The sequence below is a fragment of the Photobacterium sp. GB-210 genome (assembly GCF_003026075.1).
GTDB lineage: Bacteria > Pseudomonadota > Gammaproteobacteria > Enterobacterales > Vibrionaceae > Photobacterium.
In genome coordinates this window covers 699,065-724,500 of record NZ_PYNU01000001.1, presented here as the reverse complement: position 1 = coordinate 724,500, position 25,436 = coordinate 699,065, and the positions used below count along the sequence as shown (strand labels likewise).

At 38.9% G+C, this 25,436-nt stretch carries 25 protein-coding genes and 4 tRNA genes; 16 read left to right on the top strand and 13 right to left on the bottom strand.

The window, feature by feature from the left end; genetic code table 11:
* Positions 1-2 precede the first annotated feature (2 nt).
* Positions 3-986: a phenylalanine--tRNA ligase subunit alpha gene (gene pheS, locus C9J38_RS03330; RefSeq protein ID WP_005367402.1), complete on the bottom strand. Its 984-nt coding sequence runs from the start codon at positions 984-986 to the stop codon at positions 3-5.
* 745 nt (positions 987-1,731) lie between these two features.
* Between pheS and C9J38_RS03325 the strand changes: the two genes are divergently transcribed.
* The 3 genes from C9J38_RS03325 (at position 1,732) to C9J38_RS03315 (ending at position 2,844) form a co-directional block, all read left to right on the top strand.
* A complete protein-coding gene (locus tag C9J38_RS03325; RefSeq protein WP_107205855.1) occupies positions 1,732-1,977 on the top strand; it encodes a phenylalanyl-tRNA synthetase subunit alpha in 246 nt (81 codons plus the stop codon).
* 145 nt (positions 1,978-2,122) lie between these two features.
* Positions 2,123-2,380, top strand: coding sequence for a YiaA/YiaB family inner membrane protein (locus tag C9J38_RS03320; RefSeq protein ID WP_107205854.1), 258 nt, complete (start codon positions 2,123-2,125; stop codon positions 2,378-2,380).
* Between the two features lie 14 nt (positions 2,381-2,394).
* Entirely contained in the window at positions 2,395-2,844 is a 450-nt protein-coding gene (locus tag C9J38_RS03315; RefSeq protein WP_107205853.1) for a hypothetical protein, read from the top strand.
* 99 nt (positions 2,845-2,943) lie between these two features.
* Here C9J38_RS03315 and rplT read toward each other — a convergent pair whose 3' ends face one another.
* The 5 genes from rplT to yqfB all read right to left on the bottom strand — a co-directional run bounded on the left by rplT (position 2,944) and on the right by yqfB (position 6,650).
* Positions 2,944-3,297, bottom strand: coding sequence for a 50S ribosomal protein L20 (gene rplT / locus C9J38_RS03310; RefSeq protein ID WP_005367388.1), 354 nt, complete (start codon positions 3,295-3,297; stop codon positions 2,944-2,946).
* Positions 3,298-3,341: 44 nt separating this feature from the next.
* Positions 3,342-3,536 (bottom strand): 50S ribosomal protein L35, encoded by a 195-nt coding sequence (rpmI, locus tag C9J38_RS03305; RefSeq protein ID WP_005367387.1) that lies wholly within the window; start codon positions 3,534-3,536, stop codon positions 3,342-3,344.
* Positions 3,537-3,635: 99 nt separating this feature from the next.
* Positions 3,636-4,187, bottom strand: coding sequence for a translation initiation factor IF-3 (gene infC, locus C9J38_RS03300; protein WP_107205852.1), 552 nt, complete (start codon positions 4,185-4,187; stop codon positions 3,636-3,638).
* 3 nt (positions 4,188-4,190) lie between these two features.
* Positions 4,191-6,122 carry a threonine--tRNA ligase gene (gene thrS, locus C9J38_RS03295; RefSeq protein ID WP_005367384.1) on the bottom strand — a complete coding sequence of 644 codons (1,932 nt, stop codon included), beginning with the start codon at positions 6,120-6,122 and terminating at the stop codon, positions 4,191-4,193.
* A gap of 201 nt (positions 6,123-6,323) precedes the next feature.
* The gene (gene yqfB / locus C9J38_RS03285; protein WP_107205850.1) at positions 6,324-6,650 is read right to left on the bottom strand and encodes a N(4)-acetylcytidine aminohydrolase; all 327 of its coding nucleotides are present in this window, start codon (positions 6,648-6,650) and stop codon (positions 6,324-6,326) included.
* 358 nt (positions 6,651-7,008) lie between these two features.
* Between yqfB and C9J38_RS03280 the strand changes: the two genes are divergently transcribed.
* On the top strand, positions 7,009-7,878 hold the full coding sequence (locus tag C9J38_RS03280) for a fructosamine kinase family protein (protein WP_107205849.1): 870 nt from the start codon (positions 7,009-7,011) through the stop codon (positions 7,876-7,878).
* A 230-nt stretch (positions 7,879-8,108) separates the two neighbouring features.
* Entirely contained in the window at positions 8,109-8,312 is a 204-nt protein-coding gene (locus C9J38_RS03275) for a CPXCG motif-containing cysteine-rich protein (protein ID WP_107205848.1), read from the top strand.
* Between the two features lie 61 nt (positions 8,313-8,373).
* Here the strand turns inward: C9J38_RS03275 and C9J38_RS03270 are convergent, their stop codons facing one another.
* The gene (locus tag C9J38_RS03270; protein WP_107205847.1) at positions 8,374-8,982 is read right to left on the bottom strand and encodes a riboflavin synthase subunit alpha; all 609 of its coding nucleotides are present in this window, start codon (positions 8,980-8,982) and stop codon (positions 8,374-8,376) included.
* Between the two features lie 294 nt (positions 8,983-9,276).
* Here C9J38_RS03270 and C9J38_RS03265 point away from each other — a divergent pair, with 294 nt between their 5' ends.
* From C9J38_RS03265 to C9J38_RS03215, 11 genes are all read left to right on the top strand, one after another.
* Positions 9,277-9,924 (top strand): riboflavin synthase subunit alpha, encoded by a 648-nt coding sequence (locus tag C9J38_RS03265; RefSeq protein ID WP_233218463.1) that lies wholly within the window; start codon positions 9,277-9,279, stop codon positions 9,922-9,924.
* A 10-nt stretch (positions 9,925-9,934) separates the two neighbouring features.
* Positions 9,935-10,957 (top strand): glycosyltransferase family 2 protein, encoded by a 1,023-nt coding sequence (locus C9J38_RS03260; protein ID WP_107205846.1) that lies wholly within the window; start codon positions 9,935-9,937, stop codon positions 10,955-10,957.
* A complete protein-coding gene (locus C9J38_RS03255; protein ID WP_005367375.1) occupies positions 10,950-11,330 on the top strand; it encodes a GtrA family protein in 381 nt (126 codons plus the stop codon). The genes C9J38_RS03260 and C9J38_RS03255 overlap by 8 nt, the downstream gene beginning before the upstream one ends.
* Complete coding sequence (locus C9J38_RS03250) at positions 11,327-12,481, top strand: hypothetical protein (RefSeq protein ID WP_107205845.1); 1,155 nt, start codon at positions 11,327-11,329, stop codon at positions 12,479-12,481. The genes C9J38_RS03255 and C9J38_RS03250 overlap by 4 nt, the downstream gene beginning before the upstream one ends.
* Positions 12,482-12,706: 225 nt before the next feature.
* The gene (locus tag C9J38_RS03245) at positions 12,707-14,077 is read left to right on the top strand and encodes an MATE family efflux transporter (RefSeq protein WP_107205844.1); all 1,371 of its coding nucleotides are present in this window, start codon (positions 12,707-12,709) and stop codon (positions 14,075-14,077) included.
* A gap of 92 nt (positions 14,078-14,169) precedes the next feature.
* Complete coding sequence (locus C9J38_RS03240; RefSeq protein WP_233218462.1) at positions 14,170-15,252, top strand: DUF3080 domain-containing protein; 1,083 nt, start codon at positions 14,170-14,172, stop codon at positions 15,250-15,252.
* A gap of 131 nt (positions 15,253-15,383) precedes the next feature.
* The gene (locus tag C9J38_RS03235) at positions 15,384-15,644 is read left to right on the top strand and encodes a DUF5062 family protein (RefSeq protein WP_005367367.1); all 261 of its coding nucleotides are present in this window, start codon (positions 15,384-15,386) and stop codon (positions 15,642-15,644) included.
* A 219-nt stretch (positions 15,645-15,863) separates the two neighbouring features.
* Positions 15,864-15,940: transfer RNA gene (locus tag C9J38_RS03230), tRNA-Val, on the top strand.
* A 38-nt stretch (positions 15,941-15,978) separates the two neighbouring features.
* Positions 15,979-16,055, top strand: a tRNA-Val gene (locus C9J38_RS03225).
* Positions 16,056-16,097: 42 nt separating this feature from the next.
* Positions 16,098-16,174: transfer RNA gene (locus C9J38_RS03220), tRNA-Val, on the top strand.
* 43 nt (positions 16,175-16,217) lie between these two features.
* Positions 16,218-16,294 (top strand) — tRNA-Val (locus C9J38_RS03215).
* A 257-nt stretch (positions 16,295-16,551) separates the two neighbouring features.
* On the opposite strand, the gene C9J38_RS03210 is transcribed toward C9J38_RS03215, so the two are convergent.
* Genes C9J38_RS03210 through C9J38_RS03185 form a run of 6 tightly spaced genes read right to left on the bottom strand, consistent with a single transcriptional unit; the run spans position 16,552 to position 25,422 of the window.
* Positions 16,552-16,878 carry a hypothetical protein gene (locus tag C9J38_RS03210; protein WP_107205843.1) on the bottom strand — a complete coding sequence of 109 codons (327 nt, stop codon included), beginning with the start codon at positions 16,876-16,878 and terminating at the stop codon, positions 16,552-16,554.
* A gap of 47 nt (positions 16,879-16,925) precedes the next feature.
* Positions 16,926-18,212 (bottom strand): hypothetical protein, encoded by a 1,287-nt coding sequence (locus C9J38_RS03205; RefSeq protein WP_107205842.1) that lies wholly within the window; start codon positions 18,210-18,212, stop codon positions 16,926-16,928.
* Positions 18,212-19,474 carry a hypothetical protein gene (locus C9J38_RS03200; protein ID WP_107205841.1) on the bottom strand — a complete coding sequence of 421 codons (1,263 nt, stop codon included), beginning with the start codon at positions 19,472-19,474 and terminating at the stop codon, positions 18,212-18,214. The genes C9J38_RS03205 and C9J38_RS03200 overlap by 1 nt, the downstream gene beginning before the upstream one ends.
* Positions 19,467-22,553: an AAA domain-containing protein gene (locus C9J38_RS03195; protein WP_158259493.1), complete on the bottom strand. Its 3,087-nt coding sequence runs from the start codon at positions 22,551-22,553 to the stop codon at positions 19,467-19,469. Before C9J38_RS03195 ends, C9J38_RS03200 begins: the two co-directional genes overlap by 8 nt.
* A 5-nt stretch (positions 22,554-22,558) precedes the next feature.
* Entirely contained in the window at positions 22,559-23,383 is an 825-nt protein-coding gene (locus tag C9J38_RS03190) for a protein kinase (protein ID WP_107205839.1), read from the bottom strand.
* The gene (locus tag C9J38_RS03185) at positions 23,374-25,422 is read right to left on the bottom strand and encodes a protein kinase family protein (RefSeq protein WP_107205838.1); all 2,049 of its coding nucleotides are present in this window, start codon (positions 25,420-25,422) and stop codon (positions 23,374-23,376) included. Before C9J38_RS03185 ends, C9J38_RS03190 begins: the two co-directional genes overlap by 10 nt.
* Positions 25,423-25,436 lie beyond the last annotated feature (14 nt).

The window sequence follows — 25,436 nt, the reverse complement described above, 5'->3', positions numbered from 1 at the left end:
GCTTACTTAAACTGTTTTAGGAAACGTAAGTCGTTCTCAAAGAACGCACGTAAATCGTTAACGCCGTAACGAAGCATAGTTAGACGCTCAACGCCCATACCAAATGCAAAGCCTGAGTATTTCTCAGGATCGATGTTAACTGAACGTAGAACATTAGGGTGTACCATGCCGCAGCCTAATACTTCTAACCACTTACCATTCTTGCCTTTTACATCAACCTCAGCTGAAGGCTCTGTAAATGGGAAGAACGAAGGACGGAAACGTACTTCAACTTCTTCTTCAAAGAAATTACAAAGGAAATCGTGAAGAATACCTTTTAGTTGCGCAAAGTTTACGTTTTCATCAACTAACATACCTTCCACTTGGTGGAACATTGGTGTGTGAGTTTGATCGTAGTCATTACGGTAAACACGACCAGGAGCAATGAAACGGAATGGCGGTTGACCATTTTCCATTGTACGGATCTGAACACCTGATGTGTGCGTACGTAGCATTAGATCTGGGTTAAAGAAGAACGTATCGTGGTCGGTACGTGCTGGATGATCTTCAGCAATATTTAGCGCATCGAAGTTGTGGAAAGCATCTTCGATTTCAGGGCCAGCTTCAGTTGTAAAACCAAGCTCACCAAAGAAACTTTCAATACGCTCAATGGTACGTGTTACTGGGTGTAAGCCACCATTTTCAATACGACGACCAGGCAGAGAAACATCGATAGTCTCAGCCGCAAGCTTAGCTTCAAGCTCTGCACGTTGTAGGCCATCTTTACGCTCTACAAGGAGTGTTTGCACTGCTTGTTTCGCTTTGTTGATCTCTTGACCAGCAGTGCGACGTTCTTCTGGTGGTAATTTACCTAGGGCTTGAAGTTGAAGAGTTAAGTGACCCTTCTTACCTAGGAATTGAACTCGGACTTCGTCCAGAGCGACTAATGAATCAGCCTGCTCAATAGCTGCCGTTGCGTTGGCAATAATCTCGTCTAGATGTTGCATCGTATCCTCATCCACCCACAGGTGGCGTCCTTAAGGGAGATATAAAATCGCGTATTGATACATACTAAAGAAAGCAGCGTCTAAATCCAAATTGAATCGTACTAAAAGCGCAAGTTTGGACGAAAAAAAAACGTCTTTATCAGTTGAACGGCAAAAATTGAGGATTTCAATCAATTAGCGCCTAACAATAAGAAAATCATTACATTGTATGAGCATTCCTATTTATCATTTTTTACGTATCAAACTTTCTCTACTGAGAGTAATTTTATTACGTCTTTTTTGAGGGAATAACAGTGGACATTAAAGATTTCACAGCACTATTAAAAATCTTAAGAGTCACATTACTGCTTTGTATTGCCCTCATAATCATGGCCAATATGGGTATGCTCTCTAGCATGCCTATTATGGTTTAAGAACCGTTAATAACTCAGTTTCATATCGACTATATACATGTGCTGTATTACTTTGCTTTTAATGGTTTATTTGTGGGATTTCTCATCTCTTTATTAATGAGTTTTAAACACACTAAAACACAGACCAAAAACTATATTCAGCAACATTGAGACCCTTTTATTTGTTAAATAAAAACCAAAATTGATAACAAAATATCAATATAGATACGCAATAATTATCGTCGCTTTTTTTATACTTCTGACGATAAATAGTGAAATTAATTATCAAACCTGTTTTAAAATTACATTTTTCAGTGTAAATTATGATCAAAATCAAAGTTAGGAAGTCTCTGATGAACAATAAAGATCTAGCTGCACTATTAAAAATCTCAACAATTGCAATGATCCTTTGCACCGCATTACTTGCTCTTGGTAACTACGGCCTAGCGCATTCAATGCCTATTAACTCAGCTGCAGGATTTAACATTGTTAACCTTGTATTCTTCATTGGTCTTAACGCTCTTTTAGTTCCATTCCTTGCGTTTCTATTTAAAACTCGTGCTCGCGCAAACAAGCAGCGTCGTATGATTAAAGCATAAGTTTTATTTTCTTTAATTTTTAAACCAGCACCTCTTTCTAAAGTGCTGGTTTTTTTATATCTGATAAAAATAAAATACACTGTTGAATTATTTAGCAATATCACACACCATAATCGAACACTGTTTTATTTAATTAGGATATAACATGAAAAAACAAGATAACTATTGGTTAACGTATGCTAAGGCTACTTTTGTTATTGCGACCATCGCAATGATCATTAGTATCGTCAAATTACCGGGCGATTTAATCGTGAAAGGCTATTACAGTATTTGTAGCTTATTTCTTGTCAGTGCAACGATCACTTTAAGTAAAGCTATTCGTGATGAATCTGAATCAAATCGTTTAATCAATCGAATAGAAGAAGCGAAAACAGCTAAATTACTTAATGAGCTCGATGAATAACATAGCTATCAGCCATGACGAATATTTCCTTCAAATACCTCTACTTTCAATATTCGCAATTAAAACAAGTCATAACAACATTGGAAGTAAAGAAGAGTCAGTTGCTTGAGGATGAAAAATGCCTCAAGCAGCAACTTACCGATGCTGATCAACATTTCTTAATGCTTATTAACAATCCACTACCAGAGCCTCACCCTTCTAGACCAAGAATATTAAAAGATAACCCTCAATTAAAACCTAAATGTACAAAGCCTATTCACCATGCTTTATTTGCATTAAGTAAACAGCAACAACAATTAAACAAAGATCTCATCAAACGACAAAAATATAAGGAGAAGACTAAACGCCTTTTAATTCTTTTTAAAAAAGCAATATCTAATGAAGCTTACTTAGATATGGAGCATAGAATGCAAATAGAACAATTGAGTTTACAGTTAGAGCTATTACTTGCAAGCCATCTATAAATCAATAGAGAAGTGAATATTTAGAAGAAATAAGTATGATATACAACGAAAAAAGGAGAGCCGAGGCTCTCCTTTTAACTTAAAAACTAAACTGAGAAATTACAGTGCAGCTTTTGCCTTTTCCACAAGAACAGTGAAAGTAGCTTTGTCGAATACAGCGATATCTGCAAGGATCTTACGATCGATTTCGATAGATGCTTTCTTCAGACCGTTGATTAGACGGCTGTAAGACATACCATTTTGACGTGCAGCAGCGTTGATACGTGCAATCCAAAGTTGACGGAAAGTACGTTTCTTCTGACGACGGTCACGGTAAGCGTATTGACCAGCTTTAGTAACAGCTTGGAAAGCTACGCGGTAAACACGTGAACGTGCACCGTAATAGCCTTTAGCTTGTTTAAGAACTTTCTTGTGACGTGCACGCGCTTGTACACCACGTTTTACGCGAGGCATAGGAGACTCCTAACTAAAATAATAAAATATAAAACTAAAAACGATTAAGCGAACGGAAGCATACGAGCAACTGCAGCCACTTCACACTTAGGAAGGATTGCATTTGGACGAAGCTGACGTTTGTTCTTAGTAGTACGTTTAGTCAGGATGTGACGCTTAGTAGCGTGCTTAAACTTAAAGCCACCAGCTGTTTTTTTGAAGCGCTTAGCTGCGCCACGATTTGTTTTCATCTTTGGCATGAGATGATAACTCCGCATTGTTGATAGTTAATAATCACAGTAATAGGGCGAACAAAAAGCGCTGCTTAAGCAGCGCTTTTAGCTACTTGAATGCCTTTATTACTTCTTCTTTGGGGCAAGCATCATGGTCATTTGACGACCTTCTACTCGATTAGGGAAGCTTTCACAAACCGCGATTTCTTCAAGCTCACTCTTAATACGATTTAGAAGTTCAATACCAATGCCTTGGTGGGCCATTTCACGACCACGGAAACGTAGCGTTACTTTACCCTTGTTGCCCTCTTCTAAAAAGCGAGTCAGGTTGCGTAGTTTTACCTGATAGTCGCCTTCGTCTGTACCAGGTCGGAATTTAACTTCCTTGATCTGGATTTGTTTCTGGTTTTTCTTTTGCTCTTTAGCAGCCTTGCTCTTCTCGAACAGGTACTTGCCATAGTCCATCACACGACAAACTGGTGGCTCGGCATTAGGGCTAATTTCAACTAGATCCACACCAGCGTCTAGAGCAACTTCCATTGCTTCATCAAGTGAAACAACACCAACTGATTCGCCATCAAGGCCAGTCAGGCGAACTTCACGTACGCCACGAATTTCTTCATTTAGACGATGCGCGTTTTGCTTAACTGGTGCTTGGGTTCTTTTTCCGCCTTTAATACCTTATTCCTCCACAATATTGAGCTTACGACTGCTAATTTCTTCTTGCATAAATGCAACAAGTTCATCAATCTTGAATTTACCCAAATCTTTACCCTTGCGAGTACGAACTGCTACAACGCCTGCTTCGACTTCTTTGTCGCCACAAACCAGCATGAAAGGTACTCGCTTCAAAGTATGTTCGCGGATTTTAAAGCCAATCTTCTCATTTCTCAAGTCCGCATTGACTCTAATTCCACATTTTTTCAATTTTTCTACAATTTCTTGCACATATTCTGACTGAGCATCAGTAATATTCATCACTACAGCTTGTTGAGGCGCTAACCATGTTGGGAAGAAGCCTGCATAATCTTCGATAAGAATACCGATGAAACGCTCTAGTGAGCCAAGAATTGCACGGTGAATCATAACCGGTGTGTGACGTTCATTATCTTCACCTACATAAGTAGCGCCTAAACGCTCTGGTAATGCAAAATCTAGCTGAACGGTGCCACACTGCCATGCGCGATCAAGGCAATCGTGAAGAGTGAACTCGATCTTAGGACCGTAGAACGCACCCTCACCTTCTTGAATTTCAAATGGAATTTCCATTGATTCAAGCGCGGTAATTAAGTCTGATTCAGCTTTATCCCACATTGCATCAGAACCTACACGTTTTTCAGGACGTGTTGATAATTTAACAACAATGTTGTCGAAACCGAATGTCTTGTAAGTATCATACACCATTTCGATGCAAGATGTAACTTCTTGTTGTACTTGAGCTTCTGTACAGAAAATATGCGCATCATCTTGGGTGAAACCACGTACACGCATAATGCCGTGAAGTGAACCTGATGGTTCGTTACGGTGACATGAGCCAAACTCAGCCATACGCAATGGAAGATCACGGTATGATTTCAGACCTTGATTAAAGATCTGTACGTGACCTGGGCAGTTCATTGGCTTGATAGCGTATTCACGGTTCTCAGAACTTGTTGTGAACATCGCATCTGCGTACTTATCCCAGTGACCAGAACGTTCCCAAAGCACACGATCCATCATTAGAGGACCTTTAACTTCTTGGTAATCGTATTCATTTAGTTTTTCACGAATGAATACTTCTAGCTCACGGAAGATAGTCCAACCGTTGTGATGCCAGAACACCATACCCGGTGCTTCTTGCTGCATATGGAACAGATCAAGTTGCTTGCCGATTTTACGGTGATCACGCTTAGCCGCTTCTTCTAAACGAGTAAGGTGTGCTTTTAATGCTTTTTTATCGTGGAATGCAGTACCGTAGATACGTTGAAGCATCTTATTGTCGCTATTACCACGCCAGTATGCACCCGCAACGCTTAATAGTTTGAAGTTTTGACAGAAGCCCATGTGAGGTACGTGTGGACCACGACACATATCAATGTATTCTTCGTGGTGGTAAAGACCTGGACGGTCATCACGCGCTACGTTCTCATCAAGAATTTCAATTTTGTAAGTTTCGCCGCGAGCATCAAATGCATCACGTGCTTCTTGCCAGCTTACTTTTTTCTTAACAACCTGGTATTTGGTTTTAGCAAGCTCAACCATGCGCTTCTCAATCACTTCAAGATCTTCTTGAGTTAGTGATTGCTCTAAGTCGATATCGTAGTAGAAACCGTTATCGATTGTAGGACCAATAGCCATTTTTGCATCTGGGTAAAGCTGCTTAATTGCATGGCCTAATAGGTGAGCACATGAGTGACGTACAATCTCTAAACCATCGACTTCATCTTTTGCAGTGATGATTTCAAGGCTTGCGTCGTTTTCAATTAGATCACATGCATCTACGCGTACACCATCAACACGCCCTGCGATCGTTGCTTTAGCAAGACCAGGACCGATTGAAAGTGCCACGTCCATAGTTGATACAGGCGCGTCGAATTGACGTTGACTACCGTCAGGAAGAGTAATTACAGGCATGAATAATGTCCTTTAACAGTGGTGCCACACACCAAGTAGCACATGTTGAATTTATAAAGCTTTCAGAAGCTTTTACGAATAAAAAACGCCTTACTTTCGATACCGCAATACTGAGCGGCACACTAAAAGAAAAGCGAGGCTGTACTATAGCAAACGGATTAAAAGGATTGCAAAGAATCCTCTTAAATTAATAACAATAATTTAGTCAACGAGGGTGTAACTAACAACGTACAGTTTTTCTATCCCAGGATAGATATCTTGAATAACGCTTTTAAGGACATCGAGTGTCATATTTTCTTGTTTAGCATGAAAATCATTTAGTTCAGAAAACAAGATAGGCTCTACCCTATCGATTTGTAAGGTACAAAATTCACGGCCATCTTCAAATGTGGAGACTTTTACTTGTGAACCTGGAACATAATGACTTTCAGACTCATCACGAATAGTGATTGTCTTTTTTCCTGAAAGAATATCGGCTTCAAAACGTTCAAAAAATGTCATGTCTGTTGGTATGATTTTCTGGTTCATATTTTATATCTTTTCCTAAAAGTAATGTGCTGTAGATTACCTGCATTCTCAACGTGAATACATTTTGTTTTGTAAGTATCTTTATCAATTAGTGTCTAATTACTTTTTATTGAATCGCCATCTAAGATTTACGCATATTTTTACGATGTGATTATTTTTTATTTAAAAAAGAAGAACATATATTTTATGCGGTGGTTTATTTTAATACTTTGTTTTTGTTGTTCTTTCTATCGTCTGAATTCTAAGTTTTTAAAAACAGTAACTAAAATCACACTGAGTTCACATTTATTCACTCGATATATAGTCTAAGATGTTGATAGACAAGTTGTATACATACGTTTCAGTGCGGAGGATGATTATGTGGCAAGCCATTTCTCACCAACTGTCAGATGTACTAGGTCGACCATTTAAGATTATTGAGCGACAAACGCTTGAAGGGGGCGATGTCAATGAATGCTATTGCGTTAGCGATGGTGATCAACGTTTTTTTCTCAAACTCAATGATAAAGAACAGCTCGTTGTCTTTGAAACTGAATCAGAAAGTTTACGTATTCTTAATGAAGCCAATTGTGTTCAAGTACCTCAGTATATCCATGTTGGTACATGCCGCGATAAATCCTTCCTCACACTGAATTATTTACCAACAAAAAAAGTCGATGATAATGCTGGTTATCAATTAGGTCAGCAATTAGCAAAACTGCATTTATGGGGTGAGCAAGCTGAATACGGTTTTGATTTTGATAATTATGTTGGTTTAACGCCACAACCTAACCGTTGGCATCGCCGGTGGTGTCGTTTTTTTGCAGAGCAACGTATCGCATGGCAATTACAACTATGTGAAGAAAGAGGCATTATATTTGGTAATATTGACATTATTACTAGCAATGTCATTAAACACTTAGTTAACCACCAGCCAAAGCCTTCTTTATTACATGGCGATTTATGGCATGGCAATACTGCTCTAACTGTATCTGGCCCAATTATTTTTGATCCCGCCACATACTGGGGGGATCGCGAATGTGATATTGCTATGACAGAACTGTTCGGTGGTTTCCCAAACAGCTTTTATAAGGGTTACAATTCAGTCTATCCTCTTCCCCCCGAGTATCAAGAGCGTAAAGAGCTTTATAACCTTTATCATATTCTTAATCACTGCATACTCTTTGGTGGCGAATATATGGGCCAAGCTGAATACATTATAGCCAAGCTTAATCTATTAGATGAGTAATTAAATTCTATGTATGTGTCGACGTAAGGTATGTATAAGCTTTTGCATATCTTTCGTCGTACATTAGTTTTCATTGATAGCTATTATCACCACAGTAAAATAAGTTTACCTGCAAACGCTTTTGCCAGCGTCTAGGCTATCAATAGTATTTTTAGTTATAGCGAATATTATCAACATAACCTAAATTAAATTTGCTGCTGATAACTGACTGCGAGTGAAGGAGTGCAATAATGAAAAACTATTCAGAACAAAGCGTTAGCTGTCCCCATTGTGGACAAATCATACGCATTGAATTAGATGCAAGCGCTGGTAGCCAAGAGTTTTATGATGATTGCTCTGCATGCTGTAATCCGATTCATATCAATATGCAGGTTGATGATCTCCACAAAACCATTAATTTATTTATCGATGCTGATGACGAGCAAATTTTTTAATACTAATTCCATGATCAATTAACTAGACCAGTTACGCTAAGCGGTCTAGTTAATCTCTCGTTTATGATTTTGCTGCCATTACACGCTCAACAGTATCAACTATCGCTTGGGTTTGAGGATCTATTTCAATATTAATCACATCACCAATCACACGACTTTTTAAATTTGTACGCTGTAATGTTTCAGGGATTAAATTCACATTGAAGCGATTTTCGACCACATCACCTATGGTGAGGCTTATACCATCTATCCCTATATAGCCTTTAGTGAATACATACTTCATCTGTGCTTGCGGTAAAGTAAACCAGATCTGGTGATTATTTTCTGATGTAACAACATTAGATACTTCTGCTGTACACATAATATGTCCAGACATAGAGTGCCCACCGATTTCATCGCCAAACTTTGCTGCACGCTCAACATTGACGACATCACCTTCTTTAACTAAACCAAGGTTAGTGATATTTAGTGTCTCTTGCATCAAATCAAATGACCACAAATCATCATTAATCTCCGCCACTGTCAGACAACAGCCGTTGTGAGCAACCGAAGCCCCTAACTCTACATTACTTAATAAATTAGCAGGCATACGTATTACGTGAGTTTGAAAATCTTGTTTCTTACTAATCGAAATAATTTCTGCTGTTCCCTGTACAATTCCCGTAAACATAACGCTCCTAACTGAGTTAATAATTAACTTAGGCTGTTAATCAGTATCTTGATTTTATAGCTCTTTTTTATAGAAAAACTATCAAATAAGCCAATATTTAAAAGTGAGTATTCAATGTCTTACTTTTACTTTTCTTATACAGCATTGATTAACCTTTTCTATGTTATTTACCAATGACAATTAATTGTCAAAAAAACAACTTGGCAATGAAATCCATATCCCTTCTGGGAATAAAGTTATAAAGTGTATTCTTACAGCAATAAGATAACGAATACAAAATAATATAGGTATATTATGACTATTGATGTCGCTAATGATGCCATGCCAATAAGCACTAAAAAAAACCATTCTTGTACAACATTACGTATTACGCTACTAACGTTAATTACGATCTTATCGTGTTATTATCTTTGGGTTTTATATAAAGCAGTAACCCCGAACGTAAGTATTGCGTACAAGGCTTATTACATTAAAACTCAGACTCTCTTTTGGCAGCCTAAAGAGCCTAACCTTGCTCTAAAGATTCCATCATCGCTAGAACTTTCAACAAAAGTTCCCTATTTATCACGCGCAGGATGGAATGAAGACGCTGATAATGGTGCTCGATTATTAACAAGTACTGGCGGGTTTTATTTCACGCTTCCGCATAAGGTAAAGCAAAAGGTTAAAGTCAGTATCACATTAGCATCTTCACTATCCTCACCATTGCACTTTTCAGTAAACCAATGGCATGGCATTTTTGCACCAACAAAACAATCTAATGTGTTTGATGCCATTATCCCAGCATCTGCATTTAAGTCTGGCGATACATTACAAACATTGCAGATAAAGACATTAACACCGTTGGCATTTAAGTTGGTGGACTTTGCCTTTTTATCTAAAACGATAGTCATCAAGCAACAAAACCAACAATCGCGTCACCTTTTAATGATCAATTACTAAGGTAAATAATATGAATAATAACCTTAAAAATACAGACTATACCCTGTCACTTATCGTTCCTGTATATAACGAAGAAGTCGCTATTGAGCCATTTATTAACGAAATCAATAATAAGCTTTCCTCCATCCGCTCACATATTGATATTGTTTTCATTAATGACGGTAGTAAAGATAAAACACAGTCTGTAATTGAAGCTCAAATAGCCAAAGATGATTCAATTAGCTTAATTAACTTCGCTCGTAATTTTGGCAAGGAAGCAGCCATGACCGCAGGCCTTAATTACGTAAAAGGTGATGCTGCTGTGATTTTAGATGTTGATTTACAAGACCCACCAGAACTGATCCTTGAATTTGTCCAATTATGGCAAACAGGGGAATACGATACAGTTTATGGTGTTCGTGTTGACCGTTCACAAGATACTTTGTTAAAGCGTGTGACTGCAGGCGGTTTCTATCGTTTCTTCAACTTTTTATCTGCAGAAACAATCTTACCCGAAAATGTCGGTGATTTTCGTCTCATTGACCGATGTGTTATTGAAGCAGTAAAACAATTACCTGAACGTAACCGCTTTATGAAAGGTTTATTGGCTTGGTCTTCATTCCGCTCAATCGGCGTCGATTTTCAGCGTCCTGAGCGAAATGTTGGTGATACTAAATTCAACTATTGGAAGTTATGGAACTTCGCAATGGATGGTATTACAAGTTTTACTGCTTGGCCTCTACGTGTCTGGGGGTTTGTTGGTTTTGGTATTTCGTGTTTATCTTTTACCTTTTTAATGTATGTATTAGTCAGTACTGTTTTCTTTGGTATTCATACACCAGGGTACGCATCAACCATTTCCGTTGTTCTGTTCCTTGGGGGGATTCAATTAATTTCATTAGGCGTAATTGGTGGCTATATCAGCCGCATTTATACCGAACTAAAGCAGCGCCCTATTTACCTTGTTGAAGGTGTCTATGGGAAATATAGTGAAAAAAACACACAACCTCTTGTTACAGAGACAGAAAAAGAGTTAGAAACCATCAATGAATGAGTCATTTTTAAAGCACTTTTGGCAATTAAATCGATTTGCAATTATTGGCTTACTTGCAACAGCCGTACACTTGTCTGTTGTTAGACTATATTTTTTCCAAATCCAAGATCCATCAGAATACAGTGCCAACGTGATCGGTTTTAGTATTGCTTTTTTAGTGTCTTACTTTGGACATCGCCACTTTACGTTTGGACAGAAAGGATCATTTTTAAAATTTTTGGCCGTATCATTGATGGGCTTTTTTATTAACAATTTAATCCTTGCTTCATTGTTGAAATCTGCAATGTTCTCAGGTTGGCTGGCGGTAACAATATCAACCCTTTGCGTACCTGTAATTACCTTCATCTTGGCTAAATTTTGGGTGTTTAAATGACTACATTAAGCTTACCTTCAATCAAAATTAGTCAACAAGAATGGCTGACCATTATATTTGCCGTTATTGTGAGTCGCACCGTTATCTACTGTTTAGGTTTATGGGGAGTAGCCGAGTTTGCTTCTGGACATTATGCTGAACAGCCTTTATTGCAAACTATTTGTCGCTTTGACTGTGTCTGGTTTTATCGGATCATCGAAAATGGCTATGATTTAGTGCCACAATGGCTAAGTCAAAAGAATGCGGCTAACTGGGCATTTATGCCTCTACAGCCCTTTATTGGTTGGATCTTTTCAAAATTTTTCTTTTTTGAAAACCCAATTAACAATGCCCGCTTAGGTTTAGTCATAGCGTCAAACTTAGCGTTTTTATTCAGCCTGCCGATTATTTTAATGGCGTTAAAGCAGCTTAATTTCAGCAAAGCAACGCAGTCTGCTGCTATCTGGTTATTGTGCTTTTCACCTTATACTGTGTATTCAACTGCAGGCTATACCGAACCGCTCTTCATTGTTTTCGTGACTGGTGTATTCCTGTTTAGTTATCGCCAACAATGGGGATGGGTCGCTATTTTAGGTCTATTAGCCGCTATTACCCGTAACCTTGGCGTGTTCTTGGTTTTTCCTGTACTCATTATTGCGATTCAACACTACGGTATAAATAGCTTTTTTCGCTTAAAAACCCCGGCACTGAAAGCAATTTCAGCCATATGGGTGATCCCTTTCGGCTTTTTCACCTATATGGCTTATCTCTACTTTCATGTAGGTGATGCGCTGGCTTTTGGGCACATCCAAATTGCATGGGGACGTCAATTAACCAATCCGTTTCACTGGATCCTCTATGGTTTTGAAACAGGCGGCCCTAAGCTTTACTTAGCCATCATGGCGATACTCGCGTTTATACTAAATATCTATTTGGTCGTGCGTAAATACTACGCTGAAGCCATATTTATGTTCATTTGTTTGATATTACCGCTGTCATCAAATTTAAATGCGATGCCTCGTTATGCGTTTGGGTTGTATCCAACCTTTTTTGGCTTACTTTTACTTATTGAACGTTATCCGAATATTAAAACACCAATGCTATGTGTCTTTAGTGCAGCAAGTACTTTTATCGCGATTGGCTTTTACAGCCATATGATGTTTACGGTTTAACTTTCTCGATAAAACAGCAGCTTAATGAGTAAACACTATCTACTAAGCTGCTGTTATTCCCACCCCAAAGCAATAATTATGTAAATTGCCAATATTCTGTTTTGGTTATACGCCTTTTGTTTATATAATCCTGAAAAATCATTGGCAGTACAAAATAGAATGCCATAGAAGCATTTTAATACTTGACTCCTCCCCTTTATATTCCTCTTTTTGGAGCCAAAAATAGTGCATAACTATAAAAAAGAAACCGCGCAGCTTATAAAGCTTGCCGTGCCTGTGCTCATTGCCTCTGTTGCACAAACATCGATGGGCTTTGTTGACACAGTGATGGCGGGTAGTGTCAGTGCGACTGACATGGCAGCCGTTGCTGTTGCTGCAAGTATTTGGTTACCTTCTATCTTATTTGGTGTTGGTTTACTTATGGCACTTGTGCCCGTGGTGGCACAACTTAGCGGCTCAGGTAAAAAAGAACGTATTCCGTTTGAAGTTCAACATGGCTTCTACCTTGCGATCTTAATATCCATCCCAACCATGTTGATATTGTATAACGCGGGTTCTTTAATCCATTACATGAATGTAGAGCCTGTATTAGCAGAAAAAACGGTCGGTTACTTATATGCCGTACTTTTTGCTGTACCTGCTTTTTTGTTCTTCCAAACTCTAAAGAGTTTTTCTGAAGGTTTATCTTTTACCATTCCAGGCATGGTGATCGGCTTTTTAGGCTTACTGGCCAATATCCCACTAAACTGGGTTTTCGTTTACGGAAAGTTTGGAGCGCCTGAATTAGGCGGGATCGGCTGTGGTGTGGCAACAGCTATCGTCTATTGGTTCATGTTTTTTGCGTTACTAGCGTATGTCTTAATTAATAAACGGTTAAAGAGTGTTGGGGTATTTAGCACATTTTATCGCCCTCAATTAAAAGCGCTTTCACGTTTATTTAAACTAGGCTTTCCCGTTGCAGCTTCGCTATTCTTTGAAGTTTCACTGTTTGCTGTTATTGCCTTACTGATTTCACCATTAGGCCCAAATAAAGTAGCGTCGCATCAGATAGCGATGAACTTCTCATCACTGGTGTATATGCTGCCAATGAGTATTGGTGCAGCGGTGAGCATTCGTGTTGGCCACAAAATGGGACAACAAGATATTGATGGTGCACGTATTGCAAGCCATTGCGGTTTAATTGTCGGTACGGCTTTAGCTATTTGTACCGCTATGATGACGGTTATTTTCCGCGAAGACATTGCCGAGCTCTATACTCATAATCCACAAGTCATCGTGCTTGCTGGGCAATTATTACTACTTGCAGCGATCTATCAATGCAGTGATGCCGTTCAGGTTGTTGCTGCAGGTGCGTTACGTGGTTATAAAGATATGCGTGCCATTTTCTTTTGTACATTCATCGCTTACTGGCTAATAGGACTACCATCAGGTTACGTCTTAGGCCTAACAAACTGGATTGTGCCAGCAATGGGCCCGCAAGGTTTTTGGATTGGTTTTATTCTCGGCTTAACTGCGGCAGCCATTATGCTTGGTTGGCGAATACACCATGTGCATAAACTTGATGCTGAAAAGCAACTTGAAATGTCATACCGATAACACAAAAAGGCGATCATCAGATCGCCTTTTTTGATCTAATATTGATAATAATCAGTATGATGAATATTCACTTAATGCTTTAAGAGACGCCTATGCCTGTATCTATCTCTATTTTCCCACATAGACTGTCTCTGATTCTTTTCATTTCAATAATGCTGATAGGCTGTAAGCAAAATGACAATGAAGACGCCTTTGATACCTATCATCAGCGTCTGGCTAATGTACTCGATATAGACAAAACCCCCTTTCCTGAAACGCCCTTACAACTTTTACCCGCGAAACGAGTGCTTATTCAGCCTTTAGCGGATATTAGAATTGGTCTACTTGATGCCTATGAATTACGGCAATGTGGCTTATTCCAATTGATTGCAGAGCGAAATTCGATTTTGGGTAAAGTTCAAGATAAAACCCGCGGTCTCCGCTATGAACTTTTACTATTAGATGGGCTACAGTATTGTTTAGAAACACTGCCTAAAGACTCTGATTTATTAACCGAGCTAGCACCTATTTATCAACAAAAGAAACAGCAGCTCCCATTGGTTTTTTGGAACACGCTTTTTACTGGAGAAGAATGGCGTAAACAGTTAACGCTAGGCCATCATCTACTTGAAAGTAATCAAACCACTCAATTTAACGCTAGCCTAAGCGCATTTAGCTATATCAATAATTTACTTTCAAATAGCATCAAACGCTCAAATAACATCACTGCACCTTATTCTAACAAGGATAAATATCAGAATCTTTTTGAGCACCAACAACAAATTTATAATAGCCGATATATTGGTGATCTTTTCTATTCAATGCAGCGCACCACAACATTGCTGAACACAATTACAGAACAACTTACTCAGTCACAAGATGCAATTTTGTGTGGCAAAAATATGAATCAGCAAAAAGCACAATATCTTCGTAATGTTTTCTATAAGTTTTATGTTCCAACTATCCAGCCTTATTTATCAACACTTGATTCACAATATCGACAAATACAGCCCGTTTTACAGCAGATACTTCAACAATTGAATCAACCGAATATTCACCTCTCCTCACCGATGCAAACCTATATAGCATTCTATGTTGATGGCGATCTGTATCAGCAATTTCATGAAGCCACATTAGCGCACGTTAAATTCTGGCAACGTCTGTTTAAACAATGTAAATTCAAAGTTGGACAATAACTTTATTCTAATTTGATAGAATAACTTTGCTTCAAAAATTTGAGCTTTAAACTAAAATTTAAACTCAGCTTCTACAGTCGCGAAGACAATAAATTTGTATATATTTTCGCTAAGGGATATAGGAGATACGCATGAAGAAAACCAAGAATGAAGCAAAACTTCTCAAAAAAGCATTAGAAATAGGCTTTGCATTCGCGAAAAAACAAGGTTTTGGCGATTTAGACCGCAGTGTTGGCTCTACCGACCGTGTTGAGTGTATTTATCGCTTACTGGTTGATTGTAAACAAATCACTCCTCTTGCCGTGGATCAAGAGGACGGCGTTCATATGAAACATAAGCTGGTTTTATGGATCAGCCGCTTACTTCCGCCCGATCACGAACTTTTAAACTAACCTATCTGCTTGTGTAGCGCACATTCTGTTGCGCTACACATTACATTTAATTGGCAATGCCCTACTTAAAAATATGACTTCGACTATTTCATCACCATAATTTTATTAAAACTGGCTATTGTGCAAGCAAACGCACTGAATTTACTAAAAAATCCAACTTTAATACTTGCCTCGTTACAAGTGACTCGCTAATATGCTTGTCGTTCAGTAGAACATATTACGAGCGTAGCTCAGCTGGTTAGAGCGCTACCTTGACATGGTAGAGGTCGGTGGTTCGAGTCCACTCGTTCGTACCAATTTATGATTAAAACCAGAAATCATAAATATACAATTTGCGTCTGTAGCTCAGCTGGTTAGAGTACTACCTTGACATGGTAGGGGTCGGTGGTTCGAGTCCACTCAGACGCACCATTTATATGTGCATACTTATTTAAGTAAACGCTATAGAAAATTGGAACCGTAGCTCAGTTGGTTAGAGTACCGCCTTGACATGGCGGGGGTCGGCGATTCGAGTTCGCCCGGTTCCACCAAATTTCATTCGTTGTTTTAAGATGCCGTATAGATAACATATTTGGATCCGTAGCTCAGTTGGTTAGAGTATCGCCTTGACATGGCGGGGGTCGGCGATTCGAGTTCGCCCGGATCCACCAAATTTCATAAAAAAGCCAAGCGTTATGCTTGGCTTTTTTGTATCTCTATCAAACAAATCTTAAATTCCTACTTTATCAATAAGAATTAATGTGAATTTATCTTCATTACCCTTTTTCACTATCTTCGATTTAAAAATCAAAAAACAATCAATGTGACCAAAAATCACGAATTACTGAGCACCTTTTATTTTGCAATTAAGTCAGACTCATGTAACCGTACTATAAATCAATAAATCTCATGACTTTCTCAACATAAACTACTTTGAGTTATTGTCCCAATCTAATTTATTTTTCTCTTTACGGTCGTTATCGACTTTGAAATTCGCTGTATCATAATCCAAGGACGCCACTCGAAATCTATAATCTTTTTCGATTTCAATGAGTTCCTCATTCGTAATTGGGTCTAGCTTTTCATTACAGAACCGACACTTTTTTGCCTCTAACTGAACTCTTTCTGCACATGTCGGACACTTTCGTAATTTATCTATTTGCGCTTGTTGTAACTTAATATTATTCCTTTTTCCAGCATTAGAAAAATAACCTAAAACTAAAAATAAAATGATAAATAATAAAACCCAAAACATACCTCACTCCTTAATGATTGATTATTTTTAAAATTAGAAATAACTCTTTACAGCTTCTCTAATTTTCTATCTTTTAGGTAACGCTTAAATGGCGGCCAAACCATAACAACGATTGTGATAAGGGTAATAAAACCCGACAGAATCCAATAAACAGGCGTCATCTGATCGTCGCTAAGAGCCATAATTGTTGCAATCGAACTCGCTGGCACTAACAGTGCAGCCACAAGGGAAACCAGTAAAAGCACCGTATTTGTAGATTCTTCTCTCTCCTGTTTCCAAAGCGCATGATTGTGCTCTAATTCAATAAACGTTTTATCTTCAATCGACGATAAATCAGCTTGAACGCAAAAATACTGGTAAAGCCTTTCAGCAAAGGGATATGTCGAAATATGCGCTATTTTGTATTGCCTTCTGAAATTAGAAATACGCTCATATAACTCGCCACGCTTCTTATTACTACAAAGCATCATTTCATCTTTAAAGCGATTTAATATCGTTCTTTGATAAATAACAGCGGCAAATAAATCGAGGTAATAGTGATTATTAGATAGATTCCACTTCAAGGACGATTCTTCAGGCGTTTGATCCACAAAAACTAAACGATTTAGATTAAATTGACAGCGCCAATCTGCCCAATAATCGAATTGTGAATCGACCAATCTCTGCTTCTCTGTTTTAGACAGTTTATACCTTGGATCATTGCAATTAATGCCTGCACTCAACTCACTAACGCAAATAGACTTATCGTCTTCGAATCCATTTATTTGCTTAATCCAAGTACAATTAACCAGTTCATGTCCGAATGTATCTTCTTCATAATGACTGTCTTGCTGTAGGGAAATATCTAGCAACTCGCTAATATGCTGTTTTAAGCCTTGGGTCTTATCTTCAGCACTAAGCCATTGGCTTACTTTATGTTTTTCAGTTCTTGGCTCCCACTGAAAAACGGTTTTATTTAGATTAGAAATATCAGATTCAGTAAATGTTAATGGTGAGTCAAAATGAATATACAGCAAGCTCACCTCACCTAAAGCAAGTAACTGTAGCTGAGTAATATTAATAACTTTTTCATCATCTTCATTTTTACTGGGTAGTGACAACGAAAATAGTGGCTTAGTATCACTGTCCTGACTTATCACGTACCTTCCAGACTCAATTGGCCTTAATAAATCAGCACAAGATCGCGAATAAAACCTTCTTTTATCCTTAATTTCATCAACCGTCAGATCCTTTGTCCAATGTTGCCACTTTCCATCACTGACAATTTTTGCGAATGCTTGCTTAGAAATAAAGAGGGGGAAAAACCCCCACCCTTGCCATTTATATTCCGTCATTAATCTACCACTACTTCCTGTTTGGGTAAGGATTTACTAATCCGTGTAATCGAGTATCGCTCTGCAAGTTCTCGTAACTGTTCAATTTCCTTACTCGGTAGTGTCTTCTCTACATATTTCGCAATCGTTGGGTACTCTCTTTCATCCCTTGGCGTTAACATATATGCGTCACACATCTCCACATATTTACGCAACTTAGCAGCGTCATCTTGCAAATTCTTTTCTCTAAGAAAATAGCGAATTGTCAGCCCAGATAAACTTGAAAACTTGCCCCATGCTTTTAAACCTATTGGTTTAGCGGCTAAATGATCAGTACCACACATTAGAATACCTTGTTGTCCTGACTCTACGCCTTTAGATAACCACTCAACATTCGCTTTAGTAATGTTGATAATAGGTAAGCCAAATTCATCAAGCGCAATCTCACCTTCACCAAATAATAGTTTTTGTTTTTTCTCTTGTTCCTGATTGAACTCACCCAGTTTTCGTACAATGTTAGGATCTTTTAATGCTGTAATCGTCGCTAAGATTTCCTTTAAATCATATTCGATACACGTCTTACCAAAAGCGACCATCGCTCTCTCTGGCTTATTCCGACCCACTAAAAATAACCTTGTTTGCAGGTATCCTGAGGAATAACCCACGATATCACCAAATGCGAGTGCTTCATCTGTAATGCCAAGGTCTCGTTTAGATTCAATTAGCGAGAGATCCATCCCTTTCAAGTTAACTAGCTGTGACTCTTCTAAAATATGGCTTGATTTTATTTTTCCTGTGAATTCCTTACTTCGTAAGCTATCCAGCTCTGTATAAGGTAATTGGTATGCCTCTCGCGGCAACAATTGTTCTGATACCGCACAATAACGAAAAGCTCGCTGTACAATTCTGACTGGCACACCATGCTCAAGGGTTTCTTCACCAAGCTCCGTCAGCAGTAATTTACCTTCATCCATTTCAACAAATGAACGGCCAGCCATTTCACTGATATGTTTTGTCACCAACTTCTCAGCAAGGCCAGTTAAGACCACAATTGAATTAATAGAGCTAATACCTTGTTCAATTAACTTGAAGATCATCAAGTCAATATCACTGAGCTCCTCTCGGCTACGCTCTTTGACTAAAATTTTCACGTTGAGTATTGGTAATAAATTATCACGAACGTAAAACAGCGTTTCATCTGGCTTTATTTGAGAATTCAAAACCTCAGCGTAGCTTTTTGACATATTGAAATAAGGGTTAGTTGTTTTCTTTTTTTTAGCCATTTTCACTCACCAACGTTTTCTTAGCAGATCGAGTATTTGAGTTTTTACGGTTATTTGATGCGGTATTATATTTTGGTCTTTGAACCGTTTTTGCATCAGGAAGGAAGCGTGAAGCTTGCAGCAATGCGCCTTTCTTATGACACTGACTTTTTAGCAATACCATTGCTTTTTTAAACTCAACATCATGGGCATTCTGTCTGTCAGCACCTTTGGTCAACGTCTGGGAATCACCTATCATTACCAATTGTTTCTTAGCACGTGTTTGCGCCACATTCAGACGTCTCCAGTCTGATAAAAATCCCACTTTGCCCTGTCGATTTGAACGCGTAAAAGTGAAAATAATCAGATCGCGCTCTTGCCCTTGAAAGCTATCTACTGATGCAACTAACTCATTTAGAGGCATGGTTAACTCAGACAATTGCCCTCGTTTCTGCTCTCTTCTTATTGCTTTTTGAATCGCCTTTACGTGATTAGCGTAAGGAACAATAATCCCAATCTCGCGATTTTCAGCAAGCTCAGGCATCTCTTTTATGGAAGACTTAAGAAGCGCGATAACAAGTTCAGTTTCACAGACATTGTCTTGTACAACAGCGCGTCCATCTTCAGACGTTGCTTTTTCAGCCTTTTCTTGGAGCCAAGTAGTATCAATCCAGATCATTGGCTGAGGACAATAAGACAGTAATGGTTGCTTCTTATCCATCCCTACACCCGCAAAATACTTACCTTCATAGAATGCTTCAGAAACAAAATCACTGATCATAGATGGACATCGGAATTGCGTGTCTAACATAATTTTGCGGTCTTCAGGGGCGCCATTCCAAAGATGTTCAAACCAGCTAAGACGATAGAGATCTTTATAATCACCAAAATCTTTAGCTTCGACTTCTTCTAGAACTTCATCACTCACAACAGGTGGAAGTTGTTTGTGATCACCAACAAGAATTGCCTTATTAGCACGTGATAACGGAACGATTAAATTATGAAGTTGGATTTGTCCTGATTCATCGACAATAACAACATCAAAATCGAGTTCCCTAAACAACGCCTTCGTATTGATACCAATACAGGTAGCCCCAACCACGTTTACATTTTCCATTAAAATCTTATATAAGGCTTGCTGACGTTCCGTTTTTAATTTATTGAACCATTCGGTAAGGTTGGTATGAATACTGGAAACCTTTACTAGTAGCTCATCAAGACTTTCCATCTCGAATTTAGTCACTTTTTTTCCACTGCTTCCTGGAATATTAATATCATCAACCAGTGAGGTGACTTGTTCGAAATAGCCTTCAATCTGACAATGAATACTGTCCATAAGGCTGTGAGCTTGAGTAATTTTCGATTCAGTTTCCTCAATAGTATTGCCAAGCTGAAAACGCTGATCTTTTAACTCACTCGTCTTGAGATTAACTTTATTGATCCGATAATTAATTAAACTTATTTTTTTGTTATTGAGCCAACGCGACACAGATTTAAATATTGGCCATTCTTTTTGTTGAGTCTCAATGATTTGTTTACTTAGTTGCTCTAAGGTATTATTTTTTAAAACAATATCTCGCTCAACTTCAACCAAGTTATCTTTAAGTTCTAATAAGGTGTTGGTATGGTGAGTATGATCACTTTGAGCCAGTTCTGCAGCGTCTAGTTGTTCAATGATCTCATCTTTACTAACGAGTAACCCCTTTATATGCGCCAATTGCTGCTCAAGCACTTTCAGCGTTTCATCTGCTGAACTGAACATCCGCTCCTGTAACTTCGCTGCTTTGTTGTCTAATGTAATATCTTCAAGGCATGAGCTGATCTTATTCTCATTACCGATACGAAGACATTCAAAATCATCCTCTTCAGCAAGGCGCTCTAAAACGTTATCAACGGCTTTATTATTTTGCGACGTAACAAGTACCCGTTTACCTTGTGCAGCAAAGTACTTCACCCATTGAAGAATAACTGTGGTTTTTCCCGTCCCAGGAGGCCCTAGAACAAGGGTATAGTCATCACTACCCGCTCCACTATCAATCGCTTTAACTTGAGAAGGCGTTGGTGGGAACTTGCTTGGAGGAACAGGTACTTTTACTGGCGTTAATGGGGAGTGATCGTATACACCTGCAGCCAAAGATAGCAGCCAAGGGTTTTTAGATGTTTCTGACTCAAGCGAATCAACCACTGCATTACGCACCTTCTTCAAGGTTGGTAATGCCGCAACATTCAATAACGCTTGCTCTGGTATTTGCGAATCTAATGCTTGTTTTTCAATACTGACATGGATAATAGGTTCATTCTCAACAGGGTTAAGATCTGCTATCTCCATTAAGATATCTGTCGGTTCACGCATCTCATTCAGCATTTCCAACAATGTTGGCTGTGTCTCAACAAGGCGAGAATAGTCAAACTCATCAAATTTCAATTCATAATGAAGTCGGTAAGTCGTCCTTTCACTTCGCGCAGTGATAGACGTCGCTTGAAAAGGCATACATTGCTGGGCGGCTATCCTTTCAAGTTCGTACTCCGAGTCAATAAAACAGCGAAGTACTTCAACCATTTCTTGCTCTTCAAAAGACAACGACTCTTGTGTTATATCATTCTGCTCTCGCTCTTCTCCTTCAACATTCCAAGGTGACTTAATAATATCCAAAAGCTCTGAAGCGTATTCTCCTGAGCTGTACCTATAGTCAGTCTTTTCTAAACCAACACCGAACTCTCGGCCAGATAAAAGCCGTACACCACCAAACTCTAAAAGTACGCCCTTTTCAAGCATACGTTGGCGATCTTGGTTGTTTGCATAATAAATACGACCTAACCACAAGCGAGGATTATCATCACTTTTGGCAACATTCATGGTTACTTTGTACTTACCTACAAGCAAGGTAACAAATATGGAATCATTCCTTTTAAATGAGGTAACCCATCCCTTTTGAGCCGATCTTATTTGTTTAATAACCGCTTCTTGAGACTCACCATTATCAGGCCAATTTTTATCAAGATAATTTTTCTCCACTTTATAAAGTAAAGGCAAAATTGATGGGTATTTAGCGGTTTTTTCCTCTGGCCAAAAAGGAACGGTTTGATTGTGTGCCAACATAGTCATTACCTTTTGCTATTTAATTGTTTTGATACGTCTTGTAGCGCTTTCACAATGGTAAATACCTGCTTACTGCGCTTTCGTACGTCAAATTCCAAACCCTGCATTAAGGTATCTTTGAGTTTCTGAGGAATGAGTGGCGGTAATTCAAGGTTCAATTCATCCCAACCAGAACCATCAAAATTAGGTTGAAGTAGAATCGGTGAACCCGTTAATAAAAAATGAATTAACTGAGAAAATGAGAAAATATCAGAAGAATGTGTAAGCCCTGTCTGCCTTACAAATTCCTGTTCGGGCGAACGATAATGTGCAGTTCCCTCTTCCATCTGGCGTTTTTGGTTAGATAAACCAAAATCGATAAAACTCACATCTCTGACATTGGCGTTTTTATCACAATGAATGATGATGTTTTCCGGTTTCAAATCCCTGTGGGTGACGTTGTAACGATGAAGTTCAACTAACTTCCATCCCACTTTTTCCGCTATTTTAATTCGCTGAGCGAACTCACGGCGATTTGTTGGTGCTGAACGGATAAATTCATTAAGAGGAATCCCCTCTATCCAGTCCATCAATAAAAAATGCTTATTTCCTTCTTGCCAATACTGATGACATTTTGCAGCAATGCCAAAAGGTAAACGGTTTAACGCAATGATTTCATTTTTAATTTCTTTTATTGCTCTCGCTTCCGCTACCTCAATTTCTTTAAGCCCGTAATACAAGCCAAGTTGAGGAAGCTTGACACGATAAAAAGCCCGTTTAGTTGCATGGCATTGATAAATTACTTTATCTCTAGGGTACTGTTGTGCATAACCACTTGTTGTCATTTCCATGTCTTTAAGACCTCTAACACTTGTTCAATGGTTGGGCGATATTTTGGTGTCACATGAAGAATTCGCTGCCAGAATTCAGCATGTTTTGGTGATACATCCAGCTGTTGACATAACTGCTTCCAAAATACAGGGCGGCGTCCTTTGGTTACCAATTCCTTGGCAGATTGTTCAAAAGGCAATTCGCCAGTTAATGAAAACAATATAATTAAGCCAAAACTGAAAATATCGGCCGCAAAAGTCAGTGATTGACCAGGCTCATTCACTTCTGGCGCTTGATATTTTTGCTCAAACGTTCGGCGTGCATTAAGCGGTAACGTTGCCACCATTTCTTGTTGGCAAAGCTCAAAGTTAATCAAAATAGGGTTACTGTCGTCACCAACACGAATATTCGATAAGTTAATCGCACGGTGAATGATCTCTGGTTCGCCAACAGACTGAATTTGTTTCATTGTCTCAGCGATAGCAATAAGAACATTAAGCCGTGCTTCTTTCGCTGGCTGCGTTTGTAACCATTGTGCCAACGTTGTCGTAGGGGCTTTTTCAACAAACACATAGAATTTATCGTCAACCAACTCCTTATCTTGATAACGTTGCACGCCTTCAACTCGACTCAACCTTTTCAGTACTAACGCTTCTCGACCTAAACTTTGAAGTTCACTTTGACGATGAACCGCACTCAAATGGTCTAAATCAAAACACTTGGCCCATACCTGTTCATTAAATAAATGGGCGTTATATACGGTGAAATAATCGGTCGATTCAGCTTGTATGGGTGCTAATTCCAGCTCGTAGTCACCTACCGTAATAGCTCCCTGTGCAGGTTGCGTTGGCAACGTAGTCAAATCTTTTACTAACTGATTAATCTCAGAATCTGTCAGTCTTTTCTTCAACTTTTTGCCAAACCTTGCACGGCAGAACTGAAATAGCAGCTCGCTTAATTGCGTTGATTTAGCCACCATCACCTCACCAGCCTGCATAAATGGCGCAGGTGTCGATTGCCCATCAAACACACATTCAACATCAGCATGATGCGAAGTAAAAATCACAAGACCGGCGTTCTTTAACTCAGGTGTTAAGCCTTTTAATTGAGGCAAGTCGCCAAATCGCCTTAACGATTCGCGTAATTTTGTGGCTGGGTTTGATAAATAGCTTGTGCCAAGATCGTTTTCCACCAGCAAGCTATTACGCTTATTCGTTCCCATATCAATGGTAATAGCGCCATGGTGATCTTTTAATTCCAGCGGAATAACCCCGAATGGGTACACCAATAACCCATCAAACAGCCGGGACGAATTTTCATTTAAAATCGGCGGGCACGAGACAATGCGAAACCCTTCAAACATTGGTTGTTTAAATAGTTCTGTCGCTATTTCAGCCAGGCCTCTTCGTTCATGTAAGCGATCTTCCTGTGGCCCAACAAAAGGGTTATAAGGCCAGTGATGATTAACAAATGATTGGGCATTTGCCATTGGGAAAACAAGTGCCGACCAATCTTGATCACACACTGCTGGTAGCAATTTGCGATGTAACTGACCACCACTCAGTGTTTCTGAACTCAGCGCTAATGAACGCATAAGTGAACTGTCTAGCCCGTCACTGGTCACTATAAATTTAGTGTGATGCTCGGGGGTTAATACTGTGTGCTGAATAACTGGAGAATATTCACTGCCAACAACAGACAAAGGATGGATCTCATCCCCCACCTCTTTGATCTGCTCAACCTGTTTTTCTACTCTGTAGAGCCTTATATTGCCCACGAAGTGAAGTTCAAAACAGGCCTGTTGTTGCGTGATAATACCTAGCGTCGATTGAACGTTGTTTGCCTGAAACAAATCATGCAGTTCCGCAATCACTTGTTCAGCATTAAAAGGTTCATTCGTTTGGTTAACTGTCAGCCAACTGCTTAATAAATCGAGACCTTTGTGAACATCAGAACCCGATACCATGTCCGCAATTAACGCTTGACGTCCAGACTGGTGTATCCACGTAAAATCCCCTACGTTGTCTTTACCCGAGACATTTTTAAACTGCAATTCCATTGTCGTTTTCTAGC